This window comes from Candidatus Poriferisodalis multihospitum (assembly GCF_028283155.1).
In the GTDB taxonomy this organism is placed as follows: domain Bacteria; phylum Actinomycetota; class Acidimicrobiia; order Acidimicrobiales; family Poriferisodalaceae; genus Poriferisodalis; species Poriferisodalis multihospitum.
Window position 1 is genome coordinate 1 of record NZ_JAPYOK010000099.1, and the last position, 10,255, is coordinate 10,255.

Annotated in this window: 9 protein-coding genes; 3 read left to right on the plus strand and 6 right to left on the minus strand. The window is 67.1% G+C overall.

All coding sequences use genetic code 11. The features are described 5' to 3' along the window. A partial coding sequence (locus VI480_RS10910) for an aminotransferase class IV (RefSeq protein WP_323672871.1) occupies positions 1 to 361 on the plus strand: 361 nt, incomplete at its 5' end. A gap of 224 nt (positions 362 to 585) precedes the next feature. Here VI480_RS10910 and VI480_RS10915 read toward each other — a convergent pair. Genes VI480_RS10915 through VI480_RS10935 form a run of 5 tightly spaced genes read right to left on the minus strand, consistent with a single transcriptional unit; the run spans position 586 to position 5,674 of the window. Beyond that, a complete protein-coding gene (locus tag VI480_RS10915; RefSeq protein WP_323672872.1) occupies positions 586 to 2,475 on the minus strand; it encodes an ATP-binding cassette domain-containing protein in 1,890 nt (629 codons plus the stop codon). After that, complete coding sequence (locus VI480_RS10920) at positions 2,472 to 3,359, minus strand: branched-chain amino acid ABC transporter permease (RefSeq protein ID WP_323672873.1); 888 nt, start codon at positions 3,357 to 3,359, stop codon at positions 2,472 to 2,474. Before VI480_RS10920 ends, VI480_RS10915 begins: the two co-directional genes overlap by 4 nt. After that, on the minus strand, positions 3,335 to 4,066 hold the full coding sequence (locus tag VI480_RS10925; protein ID WP_323672874.1) for an ABC transporter ATP-binding protein: 732 nt from the start codon (positions 4,064 to 4,066) through the stop codon (positions 3,335 to 3,337). Before VI480_RS10925 ends, VI480_RS10920 begins: the two co-directional genes overlap by 25 nt. A 48-nt stretch (positions 4,067 to 4,114) precedes the next feature. Continuing rightward, entirely contained in the window at positions 4,115 to 5,455 is a 1,341-nt protein-coding gene (locus VI480_RS10930) for an ABC transporter substrate-binding protein (protein WP_323672875.1), read from the minus strand. Between the two features lie 51 nt (positions 5,456 to 5,506). Beyond that, entirely contained in the window at positions 5,507 to 5,674 is a 168-nt protein-coding gene (locus VI480_RS10935; RefSeq protein WP_323672876.1) for a hypothetical protein, read from the minus strand. A gap of 281 nt (positions 5,675 to 5,955) precedes the next feature. Between VI480_RS10935 and VI480_RS10940 the strand changes: the two genes are divergently transcribed. Together VI480_RS10940 and VI480_RS10945 are read left to right on the plus strand one after the other, a co-directional pair. After that, on the plus strand, positions 5,956 to 6,894 hold the full coding sequence (locus tag VI480_RS10940) for an AraC family transcriptional regulator (RefSeq protein ID WP_323672877.1): 939 nt from the start codon (positions 5,956 to 5,958) through the stop codon (positions 6,892 to 6,894). Positions 6,895 to 7,014: 120 nt separating this feature from the next. Further along, entirely contained in the window at positions 7,015 to 9,576 is a 2,562-nt protein-coding gene (locus VI480_RS10945) for a DNA polymerase (protein ID WP_323672878.1), read from the plus strand. Positions 9,577 to 9,629: 53 nt separating this feature from the next. Here the strand turns inward: VI480_RS10945 and VI480_RS10950 are convergent, their stop codons facing one another. Further along, positions 9,630 to 10,043 carry a hypothetical protein gene (locus VI480_RS10950; protein WP_323672879.1) on the minus strand — a complete coding sequence of 138 codons (414 nt, stop codon included), beginning with the start codon at positions 10,041 to 10,043 and terminating at the stop codon, positions 9,630 to 9,632. Between the last annotated feature and the right edge of the window lie 212 nt (positions 10,044 to 10,255).

A 10,255-nucleotide genomic window follows, 5' to 3' on the forward strand; every position in this document is an offset into this window, starting at 1 on the left:
ACTGAACGTGTGCAGCGTGAGCCACGACGGCGTCCTCGTCACTCCCCCGTTCGAAGGCATCCTGCACGGCGCCACCATGCGACGCCTGCTGGATCTGGCACGAGAAACATTGTGCGACGAGGGGCTGCTTCGTGACGTGCAGCAGCGGCCGCTGCGGGCCGACGAGGCACGGGCGGGCGCCGAGCTCATCATGTCCGGCGGCGACACCCACGTGTTTCCCGTGGTGGAGTGGGACAGCGCTCCGATCGGCAACGGCACGGTGGGACCGGTGGCCAAGCGTTTGCACGAGCTCATCACCGCCGAGACCGAAGCCGGCGACGGCTCGCCCGAGGACTTCGTCGAGGTCCAATACCCGCGCTGAAGAAACGTTCTGACTCAGTCGCTCCTTGAATGTCATCGTCGTGCGGGCACCGATCGCTGCCTCGATAGCGAGCTGTCCCGAGCGCAGGAAAGTTCCGAAAAAGTTCCCTCGCCCAGGTTCTGAACCGCGTGAGGGGTGTCGACCAAAAGCGCCATGCCGATCCCTGCATCGGTGGGATCAGCAGCAATCATGTCGAGCCGGTTTTCCGCGCAGTACGACTGCGATTAGCCGCCGAGGTAGGCGGCACGGACTGCGGGATGCGAACGGATCTCCGCTGGCGATCCGGCGGCGATGACCGAGCCTTGGTCGAGGCAGTAGACGCGATCGCACAGACTCGTGATGAACGCCAGGTCGTGGTCGATCACGATCACGCCGCAGCCTGAAGCCTCGGCGATGCTCCTGATCTGCTCCACGATGTTCACCGACTCCAGTTCAGAGAAGCCCGATGTGGGCTCGTCCAGCAACAGGAACCTGGGGGCCAGCGCCGCGGCCCGGGCCAGTTCGAGACGCTTCGACGCGCCGTAGTCGAGGGAACGCGCGCGCACCTCGGCGATGTGGGCCAAGCCGCACACCCGCAGCAGGTCGGCCGCGGTCTGGGAGGCTTGTCGCGCCGAGCAGCCGGCGGCCAGCGCGGCTACCTCGACGTTCTCCTTCACGCTCAGGGCCCCGAAGAGCCGCAGGTTCTGGAACGTGCGCGCCAGACCGCGCCGGGCCAGCCGGTGAGGCGGCAGCCCGCCAATGTCGCAGGAGTCAAGGCTGATCCTGCCCTGTGTCGGCACCACGATGCCCGTCAGGGCATTGAGCAGCGTGGTCTTGCCGGCGCCGTTCGGCCCGATGAGCCCCACCACGCACCCGCTCTCCGCAACGATGTGCGCTTGCTCCAGCACACTCAGGCCTCCGAAGCTCACCGTGACGCCTGTGGCAGCCAGCCGGATCGGCGCCGGATCGACGTCCGGGCCCTCTGGCGCCGTGCCTTGGGCGCTCGCCTCTGACCGCGGTTGCGCACCTACGTCGCCGGGCCGCCGTCGCACGCGCCCGCCCAGCCAGTCGGCGAGCTCCCAGTCCTCCAGCAGACCCCGCGGGCGCAAGATCATGAACCCGAGCATCGAGCCGCCGAGCGCCAGGTCCACCAAGCCCGGGCGCAGGATCACATCCAGCGGGCCGGAATCGATGTCGGGACCCGAGAGCACTCGAGCAGCCTCGGTCACCACGGTCATCAGGACTGCGCCCAGAACGCCACCGGTGATGCTGCCCCGGCCGCCCACGACCAGCATGGTGATGGTGAGCAGGGTGTAGTCGATGAAGAACCGCTCCGGAGAGATCGTGCCGGTGAGCCACACGCGCAGCGACGATCCGACCGCGACCACGGCGACCGAAAGCAGCAGGGCGACCAGCTGATGAGGCGCCGGAAGGATGCCCAGCGACCGGGCGGCGACATCGTCCTCGCGGACTGCCCTGGCCAGCCGTGCTGTGCGCGAGCGGCGGTACAGTCCCGCCACGCAGAGCGCCAGCGCAAATGCCGCGTAGGCGTAGCCCCGCCCGCTCATGGCGCTGCCAGGGCTGAAGCTCAAACCCGCGCGGTTGCCGCCGGTCAGATCACTCCAGTTGACGGCCAGCTCAAATGCCGCGAACAGCAGCGACAGGGTGATGACCGTCGGCGCGATCGCCCCCGATGCCGCTCCAGCACGCACCAGCCCGAGCCCAACGACGGCGGCCACGACCGCGGTCACAGCGACTGCGGCGCCGAGAGCCGCAACCGGATGCACGGTCACTTCGACCAACCCGAAGGGAGCGTCGGGAATGAGGTGAGCCTTTCGCTCGCCGTCGATGGCGAGCAGCACGAAGGTGTACCCGGCGATGGCCCCGAAGCCGATGTGGCCGAACGACAGGATGCCGGTGTTCCCAATGAAGATCTGCATGCCCACGACAACGGTCGCGTTGATGAGCAGCGACGTGAACAGTCGCTCGGCTGCCCCACCGCTCCAGCCGACGTACAGCAGCCCCATGCCGACAACAGCGCCGAACAGCAGGCCGCCTCCGGTGATCTCGGGGAGCACGCGACCGACATGCCTGCCGGCAGCGCCCCCGCAGGCCCAACGGCGGCCGCTGCTCACACTCGCTCCGTCGCGGGCGAGCGCAGCATCCCCGACGGCCGGAAAATGAACAGCAACGCGATCAGAACGAACACGATCCCGTTGACCATTCCGTCGAGTCCGTCCGGAAGTCGCGAGACGAGTTGCACCTCGATGATCCCGAGCGCAATGCCGCCGATCACGGCACCCTGCAGACGACCCAAACCGCCGATCAAAGCAGCAAGCACGCCCTTGAGCATCGGTAGGAGCCCAGCGTCGGGTGCTGCTCTGCCGGTCCGCATCAGGAAGAGCACCGCCGCTACCCCGGCAAGCAAACCGGCCAGCGCGAACGCCGACCGAACCACGAGGTTGCTGCGGACGCCGAGCAGCCGGGCCGTGTCGAAGTCCTCCGCCGCGGCGCGGATTGCCATCCCGTAGATCGTCCTGCGCAAGATCGCCAAGGTGACCAGCAGGGTCACCAGCGTGACGGCAATCACCGCAATGTCCACCACTTCGACGCGCACGCCGGCCACTGACACGGTTTCGGCGATCCAGCTCGGCCGCTCGAACGGCCGGGAATTGGCCGAGACGTAGATGACGAAGCCCGCTTGCACCACGAAGTGAACACCGAAGGACATGAGCAGCATCGTGAAATCACTGGCGCCGCGGACCCAGCGGAATGCCACCAGTTCGAGCACCACCGACGTGGCAATCGAGGTCATCACGATCACTGGAACCAGGACCCACCAGTCCATTCCGGCGAGCGTGAGTCCATACGCCGCATAAGCGCTGACGGTGATGAGCTCGCCGTGCGCGAAGTTGACCATGCGCATGACCCCGAAGGTCAGACCGATCCCGAGGGCCAGCAGGGCATACTCGCTGCCGAGCCCGAGGCCGTCGATCAATTGCTGGACGAACTCGACCATGACAAGTCGGCGCCGAGGAATGCCTCGAACAGGTCCTCACGCGCTGCCAATACATCGGCGGGTCCGCTGGCCACGATGTCGCCGCTGCGCATGATGTAGGCGGTGCCAGCCATCCGGAGCAGGCGATGAGCATCCTGCTCGACGACGAGCAGCGTCGTGCCCGCTGCTGCCAACTCGCTCAGCAGGCCGAACACCTCGCCACGCAGACGTGGTGCGAGTCCCAACGCCGGTTCGTCCATCAACAGCATGTTGGGGCGGCTCATGAGCGCACGAGCAATGGCGAGCTGCTGCGCTTCGCCGCCCGAGAGCAGGCCAGCGAGCAGAGCCCGCTTGCGACCGAGCACCTCGAAGCGCTCCATCAGTTCGGCTGCGAGCCTGCGGCGGGATCGAGAACCCATCACGATGCCCGCAACCAGCAGGTTCTCCTCGACGCTCAGGCCGGTCAAGATGCGGCGATGCTCGGGTACCAGCGCAACGCCTGCACGCAGCATCCGCTGCGGGGGCCATCCGGTCACGTCGGTCCCGTGCCAGCGGATCGTCCCGCCGCACGGAGCATGCAGCCCGACGACGGCGTTCAGCAGGCTGCTCTTGCCGGCACCGTTGGGGCCGATGAGGGCGACTAGCTCGCCCTCGGGCACCGAGATCGAAGCACCGTGAACCGCGCTGACCCCTCCGTAGGCGACCTCTACCTGCTCAAGGGCCAGCACGGCGTGTGAACAGTCTGCGCGCCCGCAGCCGTGGATCCCGGTGGCTCATCATTCGTACACCGCAGCCAGACTTGGGGCGCCGTCCACGACCTCATGCACATACACGGGCGTGTTCGGCGTCGCACCGCCGTCATAGGTGAGCGTTCCGGTCAGCCCTTCCACGCCGGTGCCCGCGATCATGGCCTGCCCGACGGTGACCGGATCGAGCGAACCCGTACGAATAACGGCATCTGCGATGACGAGAATGGCATCGGCTGCCAGCGCCGAGTACGAATCGCTCTCCAGCGTGGCGCCCTTGGCCGACTCGTAGCTGCCCAGGAAGCGCAGCATCCGACCGTCGGGCTCCGGGAATGTGTGCGAGGTGTGGAAGAAACCCTCCACGCCGTCAGTGAAGTAGCCGCCGGTGGCAGTGAAGGCGTCCGCTATGAGCATCTCGGCGCCGACGTTCGCCTCGCCGAGCTGGGCGCCCAGGATGGCGGCCTGAAAAGCCAGCAGCGCCGAGTACACGACGTCGGGCCGGGGATCTAGCGCAGCGATCTCGTTGACTTGGGCGGAGAAATCGGTTGTCTGGCCGGGCACGAACGGGTAGTCGCCGAGCACCTGCCCGCCCGCCGCGGTGAACGCCTCGGTGAAGACCTCCGCGACGTAGCCGAAGTACGGCCCAGGAACGCTGAACGTAATCGCCGTCGTCCAGCCCTGGTCGATGGCGAACTGTGCCGCAGCCTCCGCTTGGGCCGTGTCGGTGTAGGAGGCCAAGAGCGAGAGCTGCCCAGGGTCTGCCAGCAGCGGCTCGGTGGAGGAAACCGAGATCAGCGGCACGCGACCAGCGGTGACCTGCAAAATCGCTTGGTTGACGTCGAAGAAAGCGGGGCCCAAGATGGCCGTGACGTTCTCATCCAACAGCTCCTGCGCCACGCGGCTGGCTGTTTCGGGGTCGCCTTCGATGTTGCGGATCACCATCTCAACCGGATGGCCATCCACCCCGCCGCTGCAGTTCACCAACTCGACGAAGTATTCGGCGGCGGCGGCAGCGGGAATGTCCACGAATCCGCCGAGCTCGGAGAAATCGGCGGCGTAACCGATCCTGAGCAGCTCTCCCTGCGGCGCTGCGCTGCAGTCAGCCAGATCCGCGCCCAAGATGGCGTCCACATCAAGTGACAACGGCATCGGCGCAGTGGCCTCAGTAGTCGCGGGCGGCACGGTGCCGGAGGTTTCGGCAGCCTGTTGTTCGGCACCGACCTCTTCAGCCTCCGGCTCGGGTGCGGCAGCCGACGGCGATGTCACGGCTCCGTCGGTTGTGTCGGCGTCATCGCTTCCGCATCCCACAGCCAGCAGCACCAGCGCACAGAGCACAGCCGATATCCGGATGATGGTCTTTCGGGCAGTCACTTGTTCTCTCCTTGCAGGATTGAAGATGGATTCCGGTGATTCATGGGGCACTCACGAGCTGCCGGCAGACAGGAAGTCGCCGACGAGCCGGTTGAACCGGTCGGGGTTCTCGATGAACATGAAATGGAGGCACGTCGCGCCAGTCCGCCAAGATGGCGGACCGTTGCCGGCGGTGTCGTAGTGCAGCTTCACACCGTCGTTGGTCAGCAGTTCCGCCATGCTCGGCTCCTTGCAGTCGCCCTGCGTTGCTCTCGCTCTGCGTCAATTCGTTTCGTCGCTGCAGTTTCCAGAGCGCACGGCTGCGACAGCAGGATCTACACTGCGCCCTGTCGCCCCGCTGACGGGTCGTCACGTCGGTCCAGATTGCACAACATGCCACTGCTCCCGGACTTTCGGAGCTATCCCGCGAGCGTTAGGTCCTGTCCGGTTGCGGTTGTTCTTTATCCGTTTTGCGAAACGAGCGCTGGACAACACCACCGCACGAACCGTAGCGTCCTCGTATGCGAGCCGCTGCGACGTTCCAGCGGTACCGGAACATCGACGATCAGGCTGAGCAGCTGACCGGTTTCGACCAGGCGTACCAGCAGTTGGATCGCGGAACGTACGCCGGAGCGTTCCTCGCATGCGACAGCGATGAGGTGGGGTTCTTCGTCGAAGGAACGAACCGTCGGCTCAGCCAGCAGGGAGCCGGGCCGAGCGACGTCATCAGCGCGGTAGTTCTGCTCAGCGCTCTCGGCCCCACGGTCACCAACGGATCCGCCTTCACTATGGACGACGTCCTGCTTGTGGGGCCCGGCGGAGCGTACGAAGCCGTCATCAATGCGGGCGATGAGCCGGCCGTGTTCAGCATCTCGCTAGATGCCGCAGTTGCTCTGCCCCTGCGTCGCCTGTCGAGCCAGCAGGCCGGCCGGGTGCGTCGCGTCGCCGATCCCGAACTCAGCAAGCGGTTCCGCGCAGCCGCGGCCAATGCCCTGCGCTCGTGGGATGCAGACTCCCAGAGCATTTCCGTGCCGCGATCGGTCGTGCATGCACTGATGCTTGAACTGCTTACCGCACCGAGCGCAATCGACGGATCGTCACACAGCTCGATCCAGATCTACCGGGCAGCCCGCGATGCCATGGCAAATGCGCTCACGAAGTCGCCGTCGATGTCGGAGATCGCGGCCCGGGTCGGCACCTCCCGTCGCACGCTCGAACACGCCTTCGACACATGCGTCGGCGTCAGCCCAGCCCGCTTCCACAAGCTGCTCAGGCTCAACAGTGCGCGCCGCTTACTCGAGAACGGTCAGCATTCGGTGCATCACGCTGCGACAAGCAGCGGCCTTCATCATCTCGGACGCTTCTCAGGCGACTACCGCGACCTGTTCGGCGAACTGCCCTCTGACACGGCCCGACGTGCCAGAGTGCTCATCACCGACACCGCTGTTGCCGGCACCTGACCGCCGGCGCCCAGCGGCCGGCTCACATCGCCGTTCGGCAGACGCGACGCTCCGGGACCGGCAGATCTCGCCAGCGGGACTGGTCCGGTGGCTGTGACAGGGCCGTCCTAGTGTGCGCTCGTGGACCCCGTCACGGAGACAGCCGTCGCCGATCTCGCCCGCGCCCCGGCAGACGTGCGGCGACTCGACCCGCGCTCGGACGCCTCGCGAGACCCGGCTCAGGTGCCCATCACCGCCGTGGGCCACGACAGCCTCGGCGAGTTCGTCGCTGCGCTCGCTGCGTCCACCGCCCGTGCGATGGATACCGAGACCGTGTACGAGTCTCGCGACGTGGGGTCGCGCGGTGACGTCCCGCAACTGCGGGTGATCTCGGCTGCCACTCGCGATTGCGGCGGCACGGAACGCGCTTGGGTCGTCGACGTCGCTCACCATGACCTTCGCGACCTGGCGACAGCGCTGCACGAAGGCCTGCGAGCGCCGGATCTGGCGTCCGATGCATGGAACGCGACGTTCGACGACCGGGTCATCGACACCCATCTCATGGAGCCTGCCGCAGCAGCAGGTGCGGCGGTCGGATCATTGCGCTGGTGGGACGCGCAGCTGGCCGATGCCTTGCTGCACCAAGGGCTGACCGGATTCAGCTTCTTTCACGGACTGGCCTGGGCCGCAGAGCGCTACCTCGGCTTGAGCGTCGAGGGCAAGGCAACAACACAGTTCTCCTATGCGGCCGACGGGCCGCTGAGTGATCGCCAGATCGCGTACGCAGCGGCGGACGCGGTCGAGACCCTGTGGGTATCGGACGAGCTGCGCTGGCGATTGACCGAGGCAGGCCTGGATGAGGTGTGCCGCCTCGAGCAGGCAGCCCGCCCATTTCTCGACCGCATGGAGCGTGCCGGTCTTCCCTTCGACGCCGACGGGTGGGATGCCGAGCTGGCCCAGCTGGCTTTGCGGCGGACCGACGTGCTCACCCGCCTGGCCGAGTTGACCGGCGGCGGTCAGGGCGACCTGTTCGGCGGCGGCCTCGAGCCGAGATGGAACCCCGACAGCGAACAGCAGGCGCGTGACGTGCTGAATCGTTTCGCGTCCGATCATGTGGAGGCGTGGACGACCAAGACCGGTGGCCGGTCCCGCTTGCTGCTGCCGACCGATTCGCTCGGTGCCTCGGTACTGGCAGGCATCGGCGGCGAACTCTGCCGCGCGCTGCTGACATACCGCGACCTGTCCAAGACCTTGAGCACCTATGGGCACACGATGGCCGAGCACTTGTGGGCCGACGGCCGGCTGCATCCGGAGTACCTGCAGGTCGTGGGCACCAGCACCGGTCGGCTGGCCAGCCGCAATCCCAACGCGCAGAACTTCACGCCGCGGCTGAAGCCCTATGTGAAGCCCCCGCCCGGGCGGGTTTTCGTCTATTCCGACCTGAGCCAGGCAGAGCTGCGCTTCGCCACCCAGCTCGCCGGCGACGACGGCCTGCGGACGGCGTTCGAGCAGGGGCTGGACATCCACACGGCCACCGCGGAGCGGATGTTCGGCGTGATCATGGACGGACCGGCCGGCCTCAGCGCGCTCGACCGGCCCCGCTACGAGGAGTTCCGCACCAAGGCCAAACGGATCAATTTCGGAATCCTGTACGGACAGCGAGGCACTGGGCTGTCGCGCGGCCTCACCGATGCCGGCGTGCCGACCAGCCGCGGCGAGGCCGACGCGCTCATCAAGGCGTACCTAGACGCCTACCCCGGCATCGCGCAGTGGGTGGACGAGCGTGATCGCTTCATCGGGCACTTCGCAGCCACCTCGCTGGATGCCGATTGGCCCCTGACGCTGCGGCTGGGGGCACTGTGGCCCCGCACCGACAACGCCCGGCGGGCGCTTCGCGGTCGGCAGCGCCGACATCACAGCGCCGAAGAAGTCCATGAGGCGCTGCTCGCGGTCGAGCGGGCCGCTGCAATCGACGCCGACCGCGTCGACGACGGTCCGGCGATCAGCCTGAGTGAGATCGACGTTGCCGAAGTCGCTTGGGCGCTGTCCTTCGCAGCCCCGGTCGTCGTGCGATCCGACGGCTCGCCGCTGTCGTTCTGCTCCCACACACCAGCGGGCCGTCGCCAGCAGTTCACCTTCTCCGCGGACTGGGTGCTGGGCGAAGCTGCGGCCGTGGTGGGCTGCTCCACGAAGCTTCGGCCGACCGAGGTGTGGCGCCGGGTGCTGGCCCGCTTCGACCTCGCGCCGCCGTCGGCGCCTACGAGGGAAACGCTGCGGCCGGCAGTGAACAGAGTGCTGGAGCAGCGGCACCTGCGGCGCGCCGTGATCGACGAGGTGGGCGTTGCGATGGGCGATGCCGACCAGCAGTTCCTGCTGGGGCGTGCGCTGCACACCCGGGTAGGCCAGATGGCCAACGCCTACCGCAACGCCCCAATCCAAGGCGGCGTGGCGGACGTGATGCTCGACGCCTACGGTCGGCTGGGCGAGGTGCTGGCGCGCTACCCCGCGGCCGATGCAGTGCAGACCGTCCACGACAGCGTCGTGATCGAGTGCGACGAAGCCGACGCTCCGGCAATTGCCGCCGATGTCAAAGCAGCGCTGGAAGCCGCAATGTCACGCTGGTGCCCCGACGTCCCCACCGTGGCCGATACCGACATCCGTACAAGTCTGTCGGAGACCTCCATCGTCGAGCAGATCGGCTGACCAGCCGGCGCAAGGCGCAGAACCCGTCTGCGCACAGGGCTGGCCTGCTGCGCCTAGTGCGAAGTCGCCGGCTGGGCAGTCCGGCGGTCGCTCACGGCGGCCATCGAGCAGACGACCATGCTGAGCCTGACGGCGATTCCCATGGTCATGAACATGGTGCGCACGCCGGCCCATTCCGCCAGGGCGCCCAACGGCGCTGCTGCCATGGCAAGTGCTGCGAACGGCAGCTGCACCAGCGATTGCACGCGCCCTTGGTAGGCCTCGTCAGTGGCACGCATGACGATCGTCTGAATGAGCGAGATGAACCCGACCTGCCGGTCGCCGAGGCCGAAGACGCCCTCGACCAGCGCCGGCTGAAAGGCGACATCGCTGAAGCCGAACATGATCACGATGATCGACGTCACAATCGGTCGACGAAGCTCAGATCGGCTCATCGCGTAGCGGATGCCTTCGCGGATCTCGGCCAACAGATCCTGAGCGCCGCCGAAGCCGTCGAGCGCATGGCCGCGCGACGCCAGGGCAAGCGCGGCTGCTACGCCATGTTCAGCTCCTACTTGGGAGGCGTCGTCACCGATCCCACCGTGATGACGGTGCCGCTCGACGATCACATGGTGCACCGGGGCCACGGTGTCTTCGATACCTGTTCGCTGGTGAACGGCCGGCTGTACCGGCTCGGCAT